Source organism: Terasakiella sp. 4MB5A (genome assembly GCF_050058155.1).
Lineage (GTDB): Bacteria > Pseudomonadota > Alphaproteobacteria > Rhodospirillales > Terasakiellaceae > Terasakiella > Terasakiella halodenitrificans.
Window position 1 is genome coordinate 3,047,883 of record NZ_CP188815.1, and the last position, 21,191, is coordinate 3,069,073.

General features: G+C 44.4%; 21 protein-coding genes. 6 read left to right on the forward strand and 15 right to left on the reverse strand.

Annotated elements, in window-relative coordinates:
* Nucleotides 1–9: 9 nt before the first annotated feature.
* Genes ACI0FF_RS14395 through ACI0FF_RS14410 form a run of 4 tightly spaced genes read right to left on the reverse strand, consistent with a single transcriptional unit; the run spans nt 10 to nt 3,982 of the window.
* Nucleotides 10–1,293, reverse strand: a complete 1,284-nt coding sequence (locus ACI0FF_RS14395) for an N-acetyl sugar amidotransferase (protein ID WP_419797481.1) — start codon at nt 1,291–1,293, stop codon at nt 10–12.
* Nucleotides 1,280–2,158, reverse strand: coding sequence for an imidazole glycerol phosphate synthase subunit HisF (hisF, locus tag ACI0FF_RS14400; protein ID WP_419797482.1), 879 nt, complete (start codon nt 2,156–2,158; stop codon nt 1,280–1,282). Before hisF ends, ACI0FF_RS14395 begins: the two co-directional genes overlap by 14 nt.
* Nucleotides 2,148–2,825, reverse strand: a complete 678-nt coding sequence (hisH, locus tag ACI0FF_RS14405) for an imidazole glycerol phosphate synthase subunit HisH (protein WP_419797483.1) — start codon at nt 2,823–2,825, stop codon at nt 2,148–2,150. The genes hisF and hisH overlap by 11 nt, the downstream gene beginning before the upstream one ends.
* Before the next feature lie 11 nt (nt 2,826–2,836).
* Nucleotides 2,837–3,982: an N-acetyl sugar amidotransferase gene (locus tag ACI0FF_RS14410; RefSeq protein ID WP_419797484.1), complete on the reverse strand. Its 1,146-nt coding sequence runs from the start codon at nt 3,980–3,982 to the stop codon at nt 2,837–2,839.
* A gap of 174 nt (nt 3,983–4,156) precedes the next feature.
* Between ACI0FF_RS14410 and ACI0FF_RS14415 the strand changes: the two genes are divergently transcribed.
* Nucleotides 4,157–5,257 (forward strand): hypothetical protein, encoded by a 1,101-nt coding sequence (locus tag ACI0FF_RS14415; protein ID WP_419797485.1) that lies wholly within the window; start codon nt 4,157–4,159, stop codon nt 5,255–5,257.
* On the opposite strand, the gene ACI0FF_RS14420 is transcribed toward ACI0FF_RS14415, so the two are convergent.
* From ACI0FF_RS14420 to ACI0FF_RS14470, 11 genes are all read right to left on the reverse strand, one after another.
* Nucleotides 5,254–5,847, reverse strand: coding sequence for a formyltransferase family protein (locus tag ACI0FF_RS14420; protein WP_419797486.1), 594 nt, complete (start codon nt 5,845–5,847; stop codon nt 5,254–5,256). The two genes, ACI0FF_RS14415 and ACI0FF_RS14420, sit on opposite strands and share 4 nt — an antisense overlap.
* The gene (locus ACI0FF_RS14425; protein ID WP_419797487.1) at nt 5,844–6,395 is read right to left on the reverse strand and encodes a GNAT family N-acetyltransferase; all 552 of its coding nucleotides are present in this window, start codon (nt 6,393–6,395) and stop codon (nt 5,844–5,846) included. Before ACI0FF_RS14425 ends, ACI0FF_RS14420 begins: the two co-directional genes overlap by 4 nt.
* Nucleotides 6,388–7,329, reverse strand: coding sequence for a hypothetical protein (locus ACI0FF_RS14430; RefSeq protein ID WP_419797488.1), 942 nt, complete (start codon nt 7,327–7,329; stop codon nt 6,388–6,390). The genes ACI0FF_RS14425 and ACI0FF_RS14430 overlap by 8 nt, the downstream gene beginning before the upstream one ends.
* A 13-nt stretch (nt 7,330–7,342) precedes the next feature.
* On the reverse strand, nt 7,343–8,626 hold the full coding sequence (locus ACI0FF_RS14435; RefSeq protein ID WP_419797489.1) for a DegT/DnrJ/EryC1/StrS family aminotransferase: 1,284 nt from the start codon (nt 8,624–8,626) through the stop codon (nt 7,343–7,345).
* A complete protein-coding gene (locus ACI0FF_RS14440; RefSeq protein WP_419797490.1) occupies nt 8,623–9,612 on the reverse strand; it encodes a Gfo/Idh/MocA family protein in 990 nt (329 codons plus the stop codon). The genes ACI0FF_RS14435 and ACI0FF_RS14440 overlap by 4 nt, the downstream gene beginning before the upstream one ends.
* Nucleotides 9,597–10,343, reverse strand: coding sequence for a cytidylyltransferase domain-containing protein (locus ACI0FF_RS14445; protein WP_419797491.1), 747 nt, complete (start codon nt 10,341–10,343; stop codon nt 9,597–9,599). Before ACI0FF_RS14445 ends, ACI0FF_RS14440 begins: the two co-directional genes overlap by 16 nt.
* Nucleotides 10,330–11,388: a pseudaminic acid synthase gene (gene pseI, locus ACI0FF_RS14450; protein ID WP_419797492.1), complete on the reverse strand. Its 1,059-nt coding sequence runs from the start codon at nt 11,386–11,388 to the stop codon at nt 10,330–10,332. The genes ACI0FF_RS14445 and pseI overlap by 14 nt, the downstream gene beginning before the upstream one ends.
* Nucleotides 11,389–11,477: 89 nt before the next feature.
* On the reverse strand, nt 11,478–12,548 hold the full coding sequence (gene pseG, locus ACI0FF_RS14455; protein WP_419797493.1) for a UDP-2,4-diacetamido-2,4,6-trideoxy-beta-L-altropyranose hydrolase: 1,071 nt from the start codon (nt 12,546–12,548) through the stop codon (nt 11,478–11,480).
* 16 nt (nt 12,549–12,564) lie between these two features.
* Entirely contained in the window at nt 12,565–13,572 is a 1,008-nt protein-coding gene (pseB, locus tag ACI0FF_RS14460) for a UDP-N-acetylglucosamine 4,6-dehydratase (inverting) (RefSeq protein ID WP_419797494.1), read from the reverse strand.
* A gap of 23 nt (nt 13,573–13,595) precedes the next feature.
* The gene (locus tag ACI0FF_RS14465; RefSeq protein WP_419797495.1) at nt 13,596–14,384 is read right to left on the reverse strand and encodes a hypothetical protein; all 789 of its coding nucleotides are present in this window, start codon (nt 14,382–14,384) and stop codon (nt 13,596–13,598) included.
* A 13-nt stretch (nt 14,385–14,397) separates the two neighbouring features.
* The gene (locus ACI0FF_RS14470; protein WP_419797496.1) at nt 14,398–15,177 is read right to left on the reverse strand and encodes a hypothetical protein; all 780 of its coding nucleotides are present in this window, start codon (nt 15,175–15,177) and stop codon (nt 14,398–14,400) included.
* Between the two features lie 200 nt (nt 15,178–15,377).
* On the opposite strand from ACI0FF_RS14470, the gene ACI0FF_RS14475 reads away from it, so the two are divergent.
* From ACI0FF_RS14475 to ACI0FF_RS14495, 5 genes are all read left to right on the forward strand, one after another.
* Nucleotides 15,378–16,283, forward strand: a complete 906-nt coding sequence (locus ACI0FF_RS14475) for a flagellin (protein ID WP_419797497.1) — start codon at nt 15,378–15,380, stop codon at nt 16,281–16,283.
* Nucleotides 16,284–16,351: 68 nt separating this feature from the next.
* A complete protein-coding gene (locus ACI0FF_RS14480) occupies nt 16,352–16,777 on the forward strand; it encodes a flagellar biosynthesis repressor FlbT (protein ID WP_419797498.1) in 426 nt (141 codons plus the stop codon).
* Nucleotides 16,734–17,201, forward strand: coding sequence for a flagellar biosynthesis regulator FlaF (locus ACI0FF_RS14485; protein WP_419797499.1), 468 nt, complete (start codon nt 16,734–16,736; stop codon nt 17,199–17,201). Before ACI0FF_RS14480 ends, ACI0FF_RS14485 begins: the two co-directional genes overlap by 44 nt.
* Nucleotides 17,202–17,249: 48 nt before the next feature.
* Entirely contained in the window at nt 17,250–19,121 is a 1,872-nt protein-coding gene (locus ACI0FF_RS14490) for a hypothetical protein (RefSeq protein ID WP_419797500.1), read from the forward strand.
* The gene (locus ACI0FF_RS14495; protein ID WP_419797501.1) at nt 19,114–21,186 is read left to right on the forward strand and encodes a motility associated factor glycosyltransferase family protein; all 2,073 of its coding nucleotides are present in this window, start codon (nt 19,114–19,116) and stop codon (nt 21,184–21,186) included. Before ACI0FF_RS14490 ends, ACI0FF_RS14495 begins: the two co-directional genes overlap by 8 nt.
* Nucleotides 21,187–21,191 lie beyond the last annotated feature (5 nt).

Below are 21,191 nucleotides of genomic sequence, written 5' to 3' on the forward strand. Positions count from 1 at the left end.
ACATAATTCTTAGATCGGCTTACGCGTAACAGCCGGATGATCATGTGAATAACCGGGATCAATTAAAACATAGTCCCGGTTATCTCTATTCTCATTACGCGATGGCGTGCGAACAAACGCACAATTCCCAACAGGTTGAGGTAATGCGACATTATCGCAGCCATCATCATTTTCGTGACGCGCAATATGATCCTTTAACTCCCACTCACCGGCCAGATTTAGGTCCCAAATACGTCGGTCCCGGTTACGATTAACGCAAGCTTGCTCTTCACGCTCACTCATACCGATCCAGTTGAGTAAAACAGATTTATCTTGCGGTTCAACATCCTGATATTGAAGTACTTTGTTTATGGCATCTGGTCGACTAAGACGATTCCATCGTAACTCCCGACAGGCATGATCTGTCACCTTTCCATATCCCCATTTCTGGAATTTTATAAGATCATGGTAACCTGAATAATGCTGACAGTTCACATCATTATAAGTATCAAACGTACGCTGTTGCGCCATTGTCTCGTATTCATAAGCTGCTATCATTTCCTCATGCTGGCGTTTCGTATCCCAAGGAATATAATTTCCAAGATAAATACCACGTACGCCAACTTTTGATAATTCACGGTTACTTGGATACATATAGGGACGAATTTCGTCTTCGCGCAAATTTTCTGTCAAACCGACAAGGTCTTCCGCTTCCACACCCAGAAGATCATGATCGCATCGATATTTTCGGCTCATCTCCACTTCGTCTTCGTGGCTATACATTCCAACTTGATCGACCCCTTGGTGAGCCCCCCAAATAATCAAGGGTATCCTGAGGCGAACAGCCACCTGCACCGGCCAAACCGTCTGCCCTGCCAAAACATGCCAATGAAAGCTTGCCATCTTGCGCATAGTTTCACGACTAATACGCTGAACCGTCTGAGGGGCGACAACCATTTCAGAATAATCGCAATCAAAGACCGTTCGCAAATAGGCAAGATTACGAATTCCCATATGCGTATTATAATGCGCATTATAGCCGACGAGTAACGGATTTAACCCCAAAACATTTTTAACAGTATGAACGATAAAGTAAGAATCCCGCGCACCGCTAACTGGTACAATACAGTCATATCCGGGGTAAGTCTGTCGTTTAAAACTTTCCGTAATTTTCTTAAGTCGTTGAAATCTCGCGCCCCAGTCCAAGGTAACTTTTTCCTCGTGAACGCGACACCCACTGCATACCCCGTCTTTATCAAAGGTAATCCCCAAAGGGTGATTGGCAGGATATAAACAACGCTTACAATAAATCATATTTTTCATCCGGCAAATATTCAAACACACCGGAATCCAGCGTGCAATCATCAATTTTGCTTATCCGCGCACGTTCATCATGAACACTTTCGCGATAATCAGCCTGCGACCCATGTCGGATATCTATGCCTTTTTCTCTCATTAACCCTTTAATCACTGCGATCGAATGTTCTTGATAATGAAGAAAATTTGCGGCTGCCACAGCAGAAACACAAGGCATTGAAATAGCTTCGATCATATGGTTTGGATGCCCCGCCCCGCCAACACATATAAGCGGAATAGGCAATTCTTTCCCCACGGCATCAATTAAATCGAGATCATAACCATTTTGTCGCCCATCTCGATCAATCGAATTGATCATGAGCTCACCAAAACCATTATCTACGACCTGCTTTACAATTTGGGAAAGAGAGAGCGCAATCTTATTTTTCCCATTCGCCACATAAGCTTCCCATGAATTATCTTGCTTACGGACATCAATGGAGGCAACCAGACACTGGCTGCCTAAAACATCAATCGCTGCCCGCAAAGCTGCCCGATCCTTGTGAATAGCCGTATTTACAACAATTTTATCCGCACCATGGCGTAACATGGTTTGCATCTGCTCGACATTCTGTAAACCGCCCCCAACGGCTAACGGAACAAAACAACCGGCTGCTGTGCGTTCAACCACATCTGGATCTATCGTTCGTCCCTGTATAGATGCTTCAATATCCAAAAGGACAATTTCATCAGCCCCCCATTCGCTCAAAAAACGGGCCGCAACTTCAGGCTTTCCGATTGGCAAATATCGTTCAAAACCAATACTCTGTACCGCCATTCCTTGATATAGAATAATATTGGCAATAACGCGTTTACTGGGCATGAGCCTGATCCTCTATCGCTTTCTGAGAACAAAAGGCGGCGAAATTGCGTAAAATTCGACTTCCTGCAAATTGACTTTTTTCAGGATGGAATTGAGTTGCAAAAATATTCTCATTACGGACACTCGCAACAAACTCTCCTCCATACTGGCATAAACTTCCAACCGATGAAGGGTTGCAATAGAGCGCAAATGAATGGGTGAAGTAATATTTATCCTCTGGCTTAGCTTCGTGGAAGAGTACCTCATCCCTCCCCGTAACCGTCACATCAGACCATCCAACATGAGGAATGCTAGGGACTTTAGTCGGATCAAAACGACGCACCTGACCCTCAATCCAGCCAAACCCCGTCACACTTTCATCTTCTTCTGAACCATGAGCCATAATTTGCTGCCCAAGACAAATCCCTAAAATCGGTTTTTTGATGTTTAAGGCTAAGTCGTTCAAAGGTTCGAACAAATCAAACTTACGAATATTTCGCATGGCATCCCCAAAAGCACCAACCCCGGGCAAAATAATGCCATCGCTTTCGTAAAGTTCATCAACCGACAAAGCAACACGTGCCGATACACCAATCGCTTTGAAGGCATTTTTAATTGAGCCCGTATTGCCCATTCCATAATCGACTATACTCAGATTCAATTTTCGTTTTTTATAAACAACAAACATCCCGTTACACCTTACTTCGGCACCGGGAACTTCAGGCGCCAGCCGTTCCCTTCCGGTTCCCACAGATCAGGATTGCGATATCCCTCCAACACACTCCAGAATTCTTCCTCTGAAACATCGATATAGGTGCAGAAATTTTTAATATAGTCCTCTCCACACTGGCCATCATAACGGGCGTTCAACTCAACGGCTTCATCACGGCTCATATAACCAGCCCGGATCGCACCGCTGCATTGTTCCAATGCTTTGCCAAATCCCAACTTCACGTATTTCATCAATTGGTTAACCGCGATAAAATCACAATCGAGGGCCGTATACCCATAAATTTGCCCGAGTTGGCGCAGATTTTCATCTTCCTGCGGTCGTATTTTCAGGCCATGTGCCATTGCCACCGCTGCGTTCTGAAAATCATTAAAATCACGGACATAATAACCCAGATAAATCATGCGTAACCCGGCGCGAACAATGTCTTCCTGATCTGGATAATTATACCAAAACAAATGCCGTTGATCGAAACTTGCCTCTTCCAAAATCCATGACATATCACCGCCTTGCAATGTATTGTTATCGCGCAGGTTATTTCCATCACCAGATAATGAGCCACCGCCACTGCCCCACTGCAAGGCCGGGTTCTCACCATATATCGTTAGCGGAATATGATAATTGATTGCTGTTCGCGCCCCTACGGTATAGAGGCACAACTCGCTCGCTTTATATAAATTTCCGTATTTGAAAAAGGATAACTTTACAAGTTTTCGAAACGTCTCAGGACTGGGACTGACATAAATACAATCAAACCCGAGGTTAATCAGGTTTTCCATATTATATGCACCTCGTTCAGTCTGCTGCTCTGGAGGATAAGCGCAGCTTACGAGTAAAGGTTTCAAACCCAAATTATCACGACAATAAATCGCCTGACGATGGCTGTCCTTCCCACCACTTACCGGGATCAAACAATCATATCCCGACACATTACGCGCCCGACCCCATTCAGCGATACGGTCCAGTTCTTCTAGGCGGGCTTTCCAATCTATTTGATCATGTTTTTCGTAATAGCGACACGGCAGGCAAACACCTTCATCATCAAAAACGCTATAAGGGCGGGTATTCGGTTCGAGACATTTCTTGCAATATTGGACTGTTGTATCGCTCGTCATAGAAAACCTTCACGAATTTATTGCTATCCCTTTATGAAACAGGTTAACGCGAACAGAAAAATTAAGAAAGCCTTTTCAAAGACTTGAAACGTAAAAAACAAACGCAGACTCTCCTTTCCAATTTCACAGAAATCAGCTATAATTCATCACAATACTAGAATGGTAGGTGTCGTCATGAATATATTTGGTCCACTTTTGGGAAGAAATTCGCAACCCAGCATTTTTAATGCGGTGAAGAACCATGACCAGAACAGGCTTCTGACCGATATTCAGAACAATCTGAATAAAGAGATGAAAAAACTTCAGACTGGTTCTGAAGAAAGCTTAAAAGCCAAAATGGGTAGTGTTGAATTTGAACGTGCCCGTTATCAGAAATTCAAACAAGACTTGCTTGACGCTACCGATATTATTCAAAACACTGTCACCCGCCTTGATGGTATGAACAGCAAGCTCACGCACATGCTGAGCGAAATCACCAAAGCGGAAACATCGGATAACGACCCTGACGTGGACTTTCAACCGGAACTTTATGCGCGTTCATTCGACGCATATTACAAAGGTTTAAAAGATCTGGCGGAAAACACACGGACACAACCCAATCTTCTCAATTCCACCGGGGTAGCTCTTGATTATCCGCTCAATCATTACGGCGGAAATGCCAAACTTTATGGGGCAGCCTTAACGCCAAGCTACAAAATTACCGATTCAGGCGGATTGATTTGGGCACCGGATGCAACCAGCAACCTTTTACGCCAGTATGATGATTACCCGGCATCAACAACCAACAAAAGCGGCTCTTTTTACGATGGCCTCCACCTCGATTCATTAGATAGCAGTGGAAACATCACATTCACGACTGACATTGATAGTGTATCCCCTGAAAGCTTTAGCGGAACCATTCAACGTGACGGCGTCGGCCTTTTAAACGCTTGGGCCTACGACAATCTGTCTACGGACACCGGCCGCCAACAAGCAACATCAGATATTTATGGGGCGAAAGACATTGTTTTTGTTGAGAAAAATCGCTTCCAAATGATGTTGACAACACTTGAATTCTATCACGATTCAACAAAAGCAACCCTTAACGGGCTGAATGCTGAATTGGTTGAAATTCAATCCAAGGCGGCACACGAATTACTTGATAAACAGAATGAGATTACCCAGCGCTATCAAGTGACACAAAGCAGTATTGCACAATCATATATCATGCGTAACCAGCTCAGCAACCTACTACCAAATTCTGGGCTGGCCGGTATTTTTAACTTGCTTGTTTAATCTGCCTGAATGCTTTTCCGGTAAATTGAAATCACATCTTCAATACGTGTGTCATAGCCTTTAGGCAAAAGATGGAAAAAGGTGTCCTTGTCACGGCTCCGATGCAAGGTTGCTTTTGCATGATCTTGTGCCTGAGCTTTAATTACACCTGAGCGAATTTGCATCCATTCTTGTATAAACAAGTCTTCCACATTTTCCCGTAAACGTGCATATCCGGTTGCCAAAGTATCTTTGTAACGATCAATGCCAACAGGGCGCTGAGCCAATATTTTACCCGTATCCAAACCTTCATCCATTTCATGGATACTGACACCCACAGGCGTCTCATCAAGGCAGGCCCAAATGAAAGGATCACTCCCCCGGTTATAAGGCAGGTATGAAATATGCAAATTCACGATTCGGCCTTTATACGCCTGAATAATAGGTGCTTGAATAATATAACGGTATCCATAGGACACGATAAAATCGACTTCTTGAGCTACAATTTCCTCTAGAGAAGTTTTGTCACTCGATACAATTACCCGGTCGCCTGCATCCTCAATGATATCTTGTATTTTTTCCGGATAAGGGGAAAGCAGCAGAACGTTCATAGAGACACCCCTTGCCAATCAGACGCAAATTTACCAGCATAAATCATGTCGACCTCTTGCCCGTTCCAAAGAAAATGCCTTGGACGGATCGCTTCAACGTTCATACCGGTTGCCTGAAAAATCCGCTTCATCGGTTCATTAACAGCCATTGTACCAGCATGCACCTTGCGCATTCCCCCGTCACTTAACAACCAATCCATTGCCCCTTGCCATGCGGCTTTTCCCAAGCCTTTCCCCCGAACCTGACTTTCCCCCAGCATAATGGCAAGTTCACTTATGGCATTAAATCGATCACAATAAGCTGTTAAGTTGCCGACATGCTGCATTTCATCGCCGCATAATTCAATCGCCCAGTAATGATGCCCACCGACGATCATTCCCTGCCAATAGCTCCGACATGTTTCCAAATCATGAGAGCGATGACGGTTCTCAGAATATTTGACAACTTCAGGGGATTTCAACCAACTCAACGTACGTTCATTCAAATGCGTCTCACCAAAAGGGACCAAACGGAAGGTTTCAAATTCCAACACGGGGGTTTCAAACATTTTGTCTATCCTCAAGCTCCAATAATGGCACCACTTCGCGGCCCATTAACTCCGCTTCTTCCATCAAGGCTGATTTCATACCGGCCACAAGATCAATATTTGCAATGACATCTATCGGCGTACCGACATGGTTGATGATCACTTTCAATCCCTGCGTTGCGATATACTCTTTATATTTATCTGGATGATCTCGTGGATGGAGGCGGATTAAAAGAACGGGGTTTTCAATTGGTCGATCAGGTGGGAAGAAACCTGATTTCAACCAAGCAATTAATTTTTGCAGTTGTTCATATTCATTATATTCAGTAACACGCCCAGCTTCCTTCATTTCCTGACAGTTTTGCGACACAAACAAGACAACTTTCTCTTTTTTTGTCACTCCCCAAACCGATCGTAAATCCAGCTGGCTTGGCCCGTGTTTCTGCAAATATGCGTGATAGATATCACCTTCTATCGTGATGATCTCATTGGGCAATTCCGTAAGGGCAAAGGTATTTCGAGCGAGTATCTCATCCGGCCAAAATCGCTGTCCCCGGCTGTCAACACATCTCAATTGTAAATTAACATCATTATCCGTTATCACAATAACCGGAATATCCAGCTTTCTGGCTGCTTCCCAAAATTTACGCGAGACAACAGCATCTATATCGTCCAGCCCCGTCACAAGATGGGTAATGCCTTTATCTTTCAAAAAACATTCCGGTTCACCGTTTTCGTGTACCGTCATACATAGACCATCTGCCCAACGACGCGCGGCCATAGCTTCGCCAGCTATCAAGATTTCAACATCGGCCTTTTCATGCCCAAATAAAATTTTTGAATACAAAGGAAAACAACATCGTTCCGCCTTATTCTGTGCGAGCCAATATACTCCTACCATTTGATTGGTTGCCCCGGGATCTCGACTAAGAAGAAGCAGCTTACGATGTTGCACGGCCCCACCTCATTTAAGTTCTCAGTCTATCCAATTGAGAGAAGACTTTCTCAAATGCATTTGCAACATCATTCAAATCCGCCTCGCTCATACCTGGTCGCATCAGCTCATGGGTAATCATCCGATTAAGGTGCGCATCTTCAACAACCGGGCACATGCCTCTGGAATAATCCGTTTCATTTTGCAGTGCCAAATGCGCACGTTTTTGATATAGCGGCTGCCAGTATAATGGTTTTACATATCCTTGAAAAAGCAGCACGCCTTCATGTTCACGCATTTTACACGGTGCGAGTTCCGCCCGGATAGCTTCAACAACTCGTTCACGCTTAATACCGGTTATCTGTGCATTATAACTCAAAGCATGGACGTAATGACAATGCGATCCCCCTGCGGCCAGTGACGGCATCTCCAGCCCCGGCAGCCCTGCTAAGCGTTTTTCAAGAAAGGCAACATTTTCACAGCGTTGGGCAAGTAACGCGGGCAATTTTCTTAACAGACTTCTCCCCATGGCACATTCGATTTCACCAAGTCGGTAATTAAAGCCGACCATATTGGTAAGATCATCAACACCCTTGCCTTCTACAACAGCCTCAGCATGATTGCGAATGAGCTGTACTTTTTCGGCTAATACAGGGTTATTCGTGGTAACAATACCGCCCTCTCCGGTATGGATATGCTTATGATAGTTAAGGCTAAACACCCCCATATCACCAATCGTACCGACTTTCTTTCCCTTATAAGTACCCAACGGGGACTGCGCACAATCTTCGATGACAACAAGGTTATGTGCGCGCGCCAGCTCCATGATCGGTTCCATATCTGCGGCACCGCCAAAGATATGAACAACAATAATTGCTTTGGTTTTAGGGCTCAGCTTTGGCTTAATCGTTTGCGCTGACAAACAGCAGGTTTTTGGGTCAATATCCGCAAAAACAGGCGTCGCATTATAAATCAAAGGGGCGGTTGCAGAGGCAGACATCGTATAGGGCGAGACAATAACCTCATCGCCCAGCCCAACACCGGCAGCACCCATCGCCGCATAAAGTCCACTGGTCGCAGAATTCACTGTAATACTGTGCTGGCAACCAATAGCCTGAGACCACTCTTCCTCAAACGCTTGAACTTGCGGTCCACCATAAAAATCATTATGCCAAGTCCCCAGAAATCGGCTCAACACACCTGTTTTCATCACATCTTGGACAGCCTGACATTCCTCTTCACCAATAACATTATAGGCAGGAAACGGCTCTCTCCGGATTGGATCGCCCCCTAAAATCGCCAATTTATTGTGTTTCATAGCGTCCCCCGTTTCATCCCTGCAATTTGAAAACCAAGCTGTTCTGCCTCTAAACACCAGCGCGCATTTCGCCGAAAATCATGTCCGTTTTTTGCACAATTCACGACTTCTTTGATCATATGGATCATGGCTTGGCCTTGTGTCGAAGGCAGGCTCTGTTCTTCTTCTGGATATACGAAGCCTTTATACAAATCATGCTCACACGGGGTGCGCAATCGGATCCGCCGCCCGCCATCTTCAAAATGCAAAACAGCTTTTTCAAAAAACAAAGTGGCTTCAAAAAAATTATATAAGCACGCATCAAAGGCGCTGATTTGTATGGATGCCTTCGGGTGAGCTTCTGATCTCAAAACGAAATCTGCACCCCGCCCTGATCGCGCTGTTTCTGGATGGATCATGCAATCGACTTCAAGAGTGCCTAGAAATTCCTGTAATAACGTTAAAAGGTGTGTTCCATTATGCATCACCCCTTTCACATATCCGGCCTGCGCCCCTTGAAAACAACCAAACTCCCCGGCTTGAAACCGTTGGGCCAGTTCGATCACATTCTGATCCCAAAGCCTGAAATAATTAACTGCAAATGCAATCCCCATACGCTCGGCTTGTTCAACAAAATTTTGGCTTGTTTGCAAATCTTCACTAACAGGTTTTTCACAAACAATTGCCTTAATCGGTCTTAAAAAAGCGGCCTCAAGAACCTCTTGGTGCAACGACGTCGGCGTACAAACACTCAGCACATCAAAACAAATATCCGCCTTGATTAAATCAGCCATTGTTTCGAAACAGTGTTCAACATTGTACACATCAGACATTTCTGCCAAGCGTATCGGATCTGGATCAACACACCCAATCAAGCGCACACCTTCAACATGTCTATAGGCACCGGCATGAGACAATACGTTAGTCGGGTCATTTTTTTTTAAATCGTAGCCAGCCCCGACAGCCCCGCAACCGACAAGCACCGCATTAATCAATAGCTCACCCATTTATGCTGAATATCATTATTAATGGCCCGAACGTCAGGGTTTTCTTGCAAGAAATCCAACACATCGCACAATGTAAAGTTTTTATTATTCGGATAGAGTGCCTCAAATACTTTACAGATCATTTCATAATCTTCCGCTGTATCCAACGTTAAGCGCAGATGCGGGTCATGCAAACCCTTTGGGGCTTCTATCCATTGCAGATCATATAATTCCGGGTGACGATAAATAAAGAGGCTCACGTGTTCGCGTTCTTCTTCATCTTCTGTTCGACTATACGCATCCGCCAAAACATCGGTTTTAAAAATTTGCACGTCCATACCAATAGGATAGGTGCGTTTATAAATATTGGAACAATAATCCACCTTTGTATCAAAATAATGCCGGATGACCTGTTCACAAATATCAGGATCAATCAACGGGCAGTCACTCGTCGTTTCAACAATTGTATCCACTTCGTATTCTTGTGCCGCCTCCAGCACGCGTGACATCACGTTATGCTCGCTACCTCGATAACATAAAATCCCCTGCTCTTTCGCAAAATCAACAAGAACATCGTCTGTCTCATTTACAGTCGTACAAAGAAGAATATCATCAACACTTGGAATATGACGTAATCGTTCCACCATATAAGCTAAAAGTGGACGCTCCAGAGCTGGTTTTAAAATTTTACCTGGCAAACGCGTCGATGTCATTCGCGCCTGTATCGTGGCAACAATATTAGGTTTTGTCATCAATCATACCCCAATCCAAAGCATCGCCACGTTTCAAGTCACGCAACGCCGTTTTCCCCAAAACATCGGTTATATATTTAGGTGCCAATCCATATCCGGGGCGGATCACACGTGTATTTTCAGGTGTCAGACGCGCCCCCTTGGCAACATCCTGTACAATATAAATGGACCGTCGAAAGGTCAGATTTGCTTCTTCTGAGGGTTTGCGATCATAACCAACCCCACCCAAGGCCTCATAAGCTATATGACATTGTTCAACCAATGTTTTAAGCTCATGCGGTTCTAAAGAAAAGGCGCTATCCGGCCCGCCATTAGCACGCGCCAATGTAAAATGTTTTTCAATAACGCAAGCCCCCAAGGCAACAGCAGCAACCGAAACAGCTGTTCCCAAAGTATGATCGGACAGGCCAACAGGCAGATTAAACCGTTTCCCCAGATCACACATTGTCTTCAAATTTGCTTCTGCCGCCGGTGCTGGATAAGCCGAAATGCAATGTAATAAAATCAGGGGGACAGGGTTTTCCTGTTGTAAAACACGAACTGAGTCGGAGATTTCTTCGAGATTTGCCATACCAGTTGACATAATCACAGGCTTGCCGGATTTCGCGATCACTCTCAACAACGCCCAATCCGCCATTTCAAAAGAAGCCACTTTATGAATTGGAGAGTGAAGCTGATCTAAAAAATGAACCGCCGTTTCATCAAATGGTGTTGAGAACACTGTTAGTCCGAGTTCTTTCCCCCGGTTAAACAAGGCCTCGTGCATCGCCCATGGTGTATGAGCTTCCTCATACAAATCATACAGCGTTCGACCATCCCACAGGCCACCCCGGATACAAAAATCTTCGCCGTTGTGGTCAATCGTCAATGTGTCTGGCGTATATGTTTGCAGTTTAACCGCATCGACACCAGCTTCGCTGGCTGCGTCCATCATCTCCAACGCGCAGGATAAATCAGAATTATGATTGCCTGACATCTCCGCAACGATATATGGCCTTTCACCCGGCCCAATCACACGTCCATTGATTTCAATTTTTTCCACCATATCGCGCACTTTCCTTTTTGCAGTTCTTAACTGTACGCAAAATCAACCTGTTAACCATTACATATCTCTAAAACCGTTGCAAAGATATATTAGGCCACAAGCTCAGATACAACAATTTTGCAGACATGGCGCAAACCATGCCCATCACATACAGAAGCGGCCTTTTCTGACATAAGGCGCAAAGCCTGAGGGTCTTTAAACAAGTTCAAAAGTCGCTGTGCCACCTTTTCCTCTTGCAAATGACTTAATTCACCCAAATTTAAAGCGGCACCGGCATCACCAAGGCTTTGGCAAATTTCAACTTGATTATCCGCAATGACCGCAATGGCAGACGGCACACCCAACACACAACGTTCCAACGCCGATGAGCCCGCTGCGCCCATTACAAAATCCGCCTCATAAAGCAAACGTTCCATATCTTGAACGTCACTTAAGAAAGAAACGTCCATATCCATTTTCTGGGCTTTGTCTTCCAAATCCATGCGATAAGGTGCTTGCCCACCTAACACGAGGCTAATGCGTCCTGAAAACTCCATACACCGTAATACATTCAGATAAACGCCACTCAGATTTACAGGGTCTGTTGCACCTGCAGATATTAAAACATGAGAGATAGGCGCTTCTTTTAAACGTCGATTTAATGATTTTTCACGCCATCTGGTAAACGGTTCACGCAGCAATGCCCATTTTGATCCACAAAAATAGCGCGCTGTTCGACACTGATTCAAGGCCTCATAGACCGCTGCATCACATCCAAATGTCTGATCCAGCAAATAATCACAATCATGCGATCGGTTATGTAAATCATCAAAAACAAAAATACGTCGGGCCCATTTTCGGGCCTCCGTCTCAAAATCCGCATCAAGGCCATAATGATCAACGATCAAAAGATCGCACGCATCGTCTAATTGTTCTACCATAAAATGCACTTCATCACGCACGGACCGGACCCGTTCAGGAAAGGTCACGATCTTGACGAAACCGGGCAAGAACGGCTTAATCACGTCCAATGCATCTTCATTGGTAAAAAGAACGGCCTCTATCAAACCTAACTCATTTGACAAACCGTTGAGAAGAGCGAAACACCGAACGGCATGCCCCCCTCCCAATTCAACCGAAGCATTAAATCGCAAAGCAACTTTACAATTAGGTTTTTTCACATTCACCTGCGAGTGCTCAAGTTCCCTCAATCAGCTTTAAAAATCCATCTTCACTTAACCACTCGTTATTGAGATTGGATGAATAGACAAAACCATCTTGAACTTTTGTTGCCTGTTGATAATGATCCTGGCAATTGCTTGATGAAAATTCAGGTAAAATAATATAACGATCTTCGAACTCGACCGTATGGCGCGCATCATCCGTCGTCACCATAACTTCATGCAATTTCTCACTCGCACGAATACCAATAATATGATGCTCCAAATTTGGGGCCAAGGCCTTCGCCATATTGACAATTTTCATACTGGGGATCTTAGGAACAAACAATTCCCCGCCGACCATCGTAATCAGGGATGACAGAACAAATTCAACACCTTGTTGAACCGTAATTAAAAAACGCGTCATTTCTTCGTGCGTAATAGGAAGCGATGTCGCCCCTTCCGCAATCATTTTTTTGAAAAAAGGAACAACCGAGCCTCGTGACCCTAACACATTCCCATAACGCACGACTGAAAATTGGGTCTGCCCCCCTGAAATATTATTTGCCGCGACAAAGATTTTATCGCTCGCCAATTTGGATGCCCCGTAAATATTGATGGGGTTTGCCGCCTTATCCGTCGACAAGGCCACAACTTTCTGCACGCCAGAACGGATCGCAGCCATCGAAATATTTTGTGCCCCGATGACATTGGTTTGAATACATTCAAAAGGATTGTATTCCGCCGCAACAATTTGTTTTAAAGCCGCTGCGTGAACCACATAATCGACCCCGCTGAAAGCGGTTTCCAAACGCGCCTGATCCCTGACATCACCCAAGAAATAACGCATGCACTTATAGCGTTCGCCTTGAAATATATTTTGCATTTCAAATTGTTTTAACTCGTCTCGGGAAAAAACAATCAAGCGTCGCGGGTTTGCATGTTCTGCAACATACCGAATAAAGGCCTGTCCAAACGTTCCTGTACCACCGGTAACCAGCAACGACTTCCCATTCAGAAAAGATAAGTCTAAGTCTGCGATCATTCTGTTCTCCTCACACTTCCGCTTTATGCGGCAAAAAGACTATACATCAAAACCTCACCCAACGGGACAGCCTGCGCCGATCTTTGCGGTGAAGTAATTTCCACTCCCCCCTTCTGGGAAAGTTCAAAATACGGATAGACAAAAGGCATTCCAACTTTGTAAGGCGTTGAAAAATAAAACCCGGGAATATGCGCCATACGTTCATTCAACTGCATCATTTGCTCCCCCATCTGAAGCAAATCAGCAAAATCCAACATTTGGGCAGGGAACCCATCAAATTCCGTTTGTGCAACAAATTCGCAATTTTTAGCATAAGCCTCCAACGTATGAACAGGCAAGCTATAGGTCACCCCTGAAGACATGGTAACCAACGCCTTGAACCTTGCCCCGTCCTCAACAGCTTGCACAATTTTCCCCACATCGCCTTTTTCTTTTGAATCCCAGACCTTACGATAATTTCCCTTTGCTTTAAAAGACATCCGGCTATAGGCATGCGCAGAATAGATCCGGCAAAAACAGTCTTCCAGACTGCTTGTACTCACGGTTCGAGAAAAATTCGTATAGCCATAAGACACACCAGTCTTGCCGGAAATCCGGTCATCAAGATCAGGATTAAACAATTCAATATGTCGATCAGGGCCGTGTACATGGCGAAAACGACCATAAAAAAAATCACCTCTTAAAACCAAGCTGGACAGGTGATAACTTTCCACATACTTCTTTTCGCCAAATCGGTTCTCAAGAACAACCCAAAGATCCGCCCCCTCGCGCAATTTGACTAACAGTTGATCTTCTTCATCAGGGCGACACATCAATGAGTACCTCTTATTCTCGGCAAAAAATACTATACCTCAAGACATCAGCCTCCAACCCCATTTTCAAACATTCGGGCATATAATATTCAACTAACTTTTCAGGCGTTACTTCAAAGTGTAACCCAAGGAATTGCACATCAACATTATACGTTGACGAAGAATAATAAATCTCTTCATCCTGATGTTCCAAGTTATTGGCATCCATGTCCCGGCCCACCCCCTGCAACCAATCAAAATTGACCATTGAATGCGCAAAACCATCAATCTCGGTATCGCCACGAAAACCTTTTTTATCGGCAAAAGCTTCCAGCGTATGTATCGGTAAAATGAAATAATTCCCGCTTTTCAGCTCCACTTTCAGTTTTAATTCTTTACCGGACCATACAGCATCGTACACCCGATCACAGCTACCCCCATCCTCACTGTTCCAAACTTCAACACTGGGGGAACTTGTAAAAAATTCTATACTATCATATGCATAGGCAGAATAAAGGCGAACAAAATTATCTTCGATACTGCTGGTTGAAACAACATTGGAAAAATTATTGTACCCATAAGAGACACCACAACGCCCCCGAATAGCCTGCTGCGAATGATAAATATGCGCATCGGCTCGATGGACATGGCGAAAACGTGCATAAAACAAATCACCCCGACCAAAAATAGAGGTCAACCGATAAGATTCTAAATATTTTTGTTCTCCAAAACGGTTCTTTAGTCGAACCCACAAGTCATCCCCGGCAAGAATTCGTTCGGTAATATTATCCGGGGAAGTTGCAATTAAAGGCATAATCTATTCCAGTCTCTTTTATTAAGTGATTTTACGAAATTATATCCGAAATTCACTTAAAATTGCGTTAACCTATTGAAGCATCTAAAATAGTAGTAAAGAATGCATTTTCATTTTTCCTTTTCATATGATTATGATAGTATCTGGGATGTGCGTAGTAGGCGCACGTTAATATCAACTCAGAAAGAGGAGCCAAGACAATGGCTGATATCGCTTTATCAACTGCAGTACGCTCGAACCTTCTTGCACTGCAAGGAACTTCTTCGTTCATTGACCGCACACAAGGCCGCCTGTCTACAGGTTTGGCCGTTGCGTCGCCTGTGGATGACGCCGTTAAGTTTTTCCAGGCCAAATCCCTAAGCAACCGTGCAGCCGACTTGCTGGAACGCAAATCTGCTGTCGATCAGGGTGTGAACGCATTGGATACAGCCCTTAAAGCTGCCGATGCGATCGAAGAATTGACCAAACAAATGAAAGGTGTGATCGACGCCGCCCGTTCTGCTGACAAAGTACAACGTGCAGCTTACACCACGCAGTTCAAAGACCTCGCTGAACAAATCCAAAACCTGGTTGGGGATGCGACGTATCAGGGTCTTAACCTGCTGAACTCCACAAGTTCTACTTTGTCTGTACGTTTCTCAGACAAAGCAAACTCCAAGTTGGATGTAAACGGGGTTGACTTTAACGTCTCTCAATACTACCGCAACTCCCAAGGTACAGCGATTGCACCAACAACCTACGCAGACGTATTGACGGCACTTGGCTTCACTGTGAAGCTGTCTGTCTTCTCTAACTCTATCGCGTCTGTACTTGCAACCTTTAACGCGCACGCCGATGCCGCAATTTCCGGTCTTGATGAGACCATCTCGAACTTGCGTTCTGAAGCTGCGAAGATTGCAGGTAACGTTGCTATTCTTCAAGTTCGCTCGAACTTTACAGAAGAATACGTTGGCGTTATGGAAGGTGGGGCAGGTCAATTGACGCTTGCCGATCTAAACGAGGAAGGCGCCAATTTGCTGGCACTTCAAACACGTCAGCAAATGGGTATCCAAGCCTTGTCTTTCGCCGGTCAATCAGAACAAGCCGTATTGGGCCTGTTCCGTTAATCGGTAAGACCAAAAGTAGTCGGGGCCTTTTGGGGCTCCGACTATTTCTCTAATTTTCGGAGCATGACATGCCACTAAAAATAAACCTGAAAAAGGATCAGAAAATCATCCTGAACGGTGCTGTTCTCAAAAACTCTTCAGCCCATGCCGTCACGCTCACTCTTCTTAATGACTCTCGCCTTTTGCAGGATAAAGACATTCTTTCTTACGAAGAGGCAAACACACCCGCCGCGCGTGTATATTATTCACTGCAATGCGCCTATCTCTTTGAAGACGAACGAACAGAACATTTAGAAAATTTTAAGGTATTTTCTGCAGACTACGTTCAAGCATTGCCGTCCAGCAAAGAAATTGTCGATGATCTTGCAGATAAAGTGAACAATGGTGAACTTTTTCGAGCGTTAAAACAAGCCCGTGATCTTATCATGCATGAAACCAAGGTATTGGAACATGTACAATCAACAAATTCAGAACTATCAAACGATCCCGAGTGAAGGTGACCCCCGTCGCTCAGAAGCTTGGGCCCTTTCTCAGGCCGCTTTAAGAATACGTCAGGCTATTGATAGCGAAGACGAAGAAGTCATTGCGAACGCTGTGCGTTTAAATTGGCGTCTATGGACGATCCTGCAAGCGGATATCATGGCCCCGGATTCACCTCTCCCGCTGGAGATCAAGAATAATATCCTTAGCTTATGTCAATTTGTGGACAAGCAAACCGTTGCGTATTTTGCGGCACCCGACATTGGTATGCTGGATGTTCTTATCAACATCAATCGTCAGCTTGCTGGTGGGCTATATGAAACACCGCCAGATACAAATGAAGAGGCATCAACCCATATGCAAAGTGACGTAGGCAACGCACCAGAAGACATTCAAGAGGCTCCGCCGCCGCCGTCATTCTCAGATATCAAAGCCTGATTTTTCAAAACTGATACATTTCATAATCATATTCTAAGGGTGCATTTCATGTCGGATATAGGTCTATCGGTCAAAGCCGAGCGTTGGCACGACGTTATCAAAGAAACGGACAAACTTTTTGCAGCAGATAAAGCTGATGCAACGATTTTGTTTTATCGTGCCCTTGCTGCTTATAAGTTGAACGATTTTAAATCTTCATACGATTATGCAGTCGCTGCTTTTGAAGCGGACCCGTCCATTAAAGAGTTAGCTCATTTCTTAGCCGCCTTATCCATCATGGTTGGAAAAATGCGTGAAAGCTATTTTTACGGTAAGGTCGCCTACACATGTACCCCGAACCCGGATATCGAGAAAAATTTACCTGATGACATTATTCCCGATTATACGGATACATTGGGAACCATCACGGAAACCCCATTAATTGCACGCGGCTTAGCCTCATTTAAAGAAAATGATATGGAAATGGCTGAGCATTGGTTTGGCCAACATATTCTATTTTACCCGAAAGACATTAACGGACAACATATTTTGGCTGATTGCCATATCAGTGAAGAACGTATCCTCGGTGCCTCTCAATCCTTGAAAGCTGCAATACATTCCAACCCCGATGATGCCTCCTTACATGCACGCTTAGGCGGGGTTCTCTGCCAATTAGGGGAATTTGATGCCGGTCGCGGCTGCTTAGCCCACAGCCTGTATCTTGACCCCTCCAATACATTTGCAGCACTACAGCAACTGATTGCCTTTCTACATGACATCGGAAGCAGTAAAGAAGATTACATACAAGCGGCAAAAAGCTGGGCACATAAATTCTCTATTTCTGATTTATCCGGCGGCTGCCCATCGGCACAAGATCACGCAAAATTAACAGTTGGCTGGATTTTAAGCGGCAGTGACAAACTCAGATTTGCACCGGCGCTTGCACAAACATTGGCAAAACGAAATAAAGAGCGCTTCACCTTTATCGGATTTGGTGATGGTGACTTATTAGATGATGTCAACTCGGTCTATCGTAAATCTTTTGATGATTGGCGAACCATTAACTTTGATGATCCCTATACCTTATCCGATAGCCTACAGGCCTTTGGCGTCGATATTATCATAAATTGCAGTGGTTTACGTGCCAGCGAGCTTTTACATATTTTCGGTTCACGGATTGCCCCGGTTCAAATGACCTTGGGGACAGCTCCTCTGGCTGGATATAAGCACCTTGATTACCAAATCACCAACAGTGCAATCATTACCGAAGACCAAAAGCTCACCCTTCCCTCTGGTGCAACATTCCTCATTACCGAACGCGGTGAGGACTTAAACGTTTATGGCCTACCGGTTAAAACAGATGGTACATTCACATTTGGTAGTGATGCGACATTTGCGGATTTAACCCCTAAAACAGTGGAACTATGGGCACGTATTTTAAAACGTACGCCAAACAGCAAGCTAATCTTGCGCAATCACGATTTTGAAGTTCCCAGCAACACCGAACGCCTGATTAATATTTTCGGTTTTTACGGTTTATCACACCGCATAGATATTCTTGCGACAGCGACATCACGCGAATTCCTAGAGCAAGTCGACACTTATTTACTCCCCTTGCGAAATGCCAATAGCGCAATGATCGGTGATGTTCTCTCAGCTGGTGTGCCAATGGTGGCACATAGCCAACATGACGAGATTCACGGATATGCACGCGATTTGATTCAAAACAGCCAATATTGCAATCAAATTTTAATGCCGGATGACGCAACATATGTAGAAAAAGCAGTTTCCTGGGTGAAATCAGAAGAGCGCACCGACCAACTTCGCATGGAAATTGCCCGTGATTTCATAACAGGCCCTCAATTCAATCCAGCACAACGCATTGAAGAATTAGAACAATGTCTGGAAGACCTTTGGAGTAAGGCATGCGCACATGAGTAACCCTTCCACGCATCCAGACGCAGCACAACTCTTTGAAAAAAATATTACATTTTTTGAGAAAAAGCACCCTAACATTGCCCAAAGAATATCCGCGAACCCCGTATCAAATTCCACAATCGTTTTCGATGATTGTGGAAAACCGATCAATATTTCACTCGGGCAAGTCAATCTTTACGGCAAAGACAGTAAAGAATATGTAGATTTTCAAATTCAAAACTTTCACGAACATCCCACGCGCCTTGCTTATCCAAACCCAAATCATTGCAATATCAACCATACCTCTTTTGGCCTTTTTCGTCTCATGCAGGATTATATCCTGCAACATGATGACCGAAACGAATGGCTAGATAACTTACAGGTTGTCGATATTGGATATTTTTTCTGTTTTGGTCTTGGCCTCGGCGATCACATTGAGAAATTATTAGACGAATATAAAACAAATTCCTTCATAATTACCGAACCCGTATGGGATTTCTTTGTTCATTCACTTTATAATCTGGACTGGGCAAAAATCAGCAAGAAAGCAGAAGAACAAGAAACAAACCTCATCTTTTGCTTAGGGGAAACAGTCGAAGCCACTGTGCTTCAGATTGAAAAAATCATTAGTGCCTATGGGATCACCTTCTTGGAAGGCAGCTTTTTTTATATTCATTACCCTTCGTGGGAAAATGAAAAAGCGCTTGATCGATTAAAAGGCAGAATGGACTCTTTCTCTATCTCTTCCGGCTTTTTTGAAGATGAAATTGATATGTGTTCCAACACCTACGCCAATATGCGTAGAGAACGTTTCACATATATAAAAGCCCAACGGGTCCTTCACCAAGACACGCCAGCCTTTATTGTTGCCTCTGGACCATCACTTGAACGCAATATCGAGCATATTAAAAAATGGCGTGATCACGTCGTTTTATTTTCCGCCGGATCCACACTAAAAATTTTATTACAAAACGGAATTCGTCCGGATATTCATATTGAAAATGAAAACGTCCCTCAGGTATTCGCAATCCTAAAAGGGTTGAACGAACAATATGGCTTGCAAGGAATTACTCTTTGCGCATCCACCACAATTTACCCCGGTGTCGCCAGTTTCTTTGATGATGTCTGGTTTTATTCTCGACCAGGGTTAAGTTCGACATCTATTTTTGCGTCAGCAGATGATGCCTTACATGACACGGGACCGCTCGTTGCCAATTCAGCCTCTGCTATCGCTGTTGCTTGCGGTTTTCGTAACATCTATCTATTCGGTGTGGATTGCGGAAAACTACCAGGGAAAGCAACACATCATAAAGATACGGTATATAACGAGGATGAAGCCCTCCTCGGAATGTCAGCTACAGAATTTGAAGACATGTTCAGTCGACGTGTGCCAGGCAACTTTGGCGGTGAAGTTTTAACCAGCCGTTTCCACGACATGTCGCGACTTGCCTTCAATTCCTTAAGTGCCCGAACCAAAATGCAAATTTACAATTGCAGTTATGGCGCCGCTTTAGATGGCATCCCTCCTTTATCTTCGGCACGCATTTCACTGACGAATACACCGGGCCAACAAAAACAGGTTTTGGAACGTATTCAAAATCAGTTCATCACCTACGAGCCCAAAACTTTTATTACCGCAGATCGCATTGAAAGAATGGTGGATGATCTTGATGCCTTCAAGGAAAGCATGCACACGGCCTTAGAGGAACTCATTGAAACGACGGATAATTTCACCAGTATCGACAGCGCTTTAGACACATACTGGAAAGACCATTTGAAAGAGCTTCGTGGCTATATGACCATGACCGCTGGAACTTATTCAACAATGGTTCGTTTGGCCTCGTTTCTAGGTAGTCGTATTAAAAAAGAAGATGTCCGCAAGGCCTTTATCAAACATACGATGTACAAATTTTTGGAAATTTGTGACTGGATGGCAGATCGGACTCAAGACATTTTCGTTCAAATGAAAGAAGATCACGCAACTATTGCCTCTGTTGCCCCATATGAAGGCGGTTTTGACAAAGTTCAGGACGTTTCTCTGGACGCAGATTTACAAGCTGAAGTCGAAGCCTATCTTGAAGAAATATAGGGGAG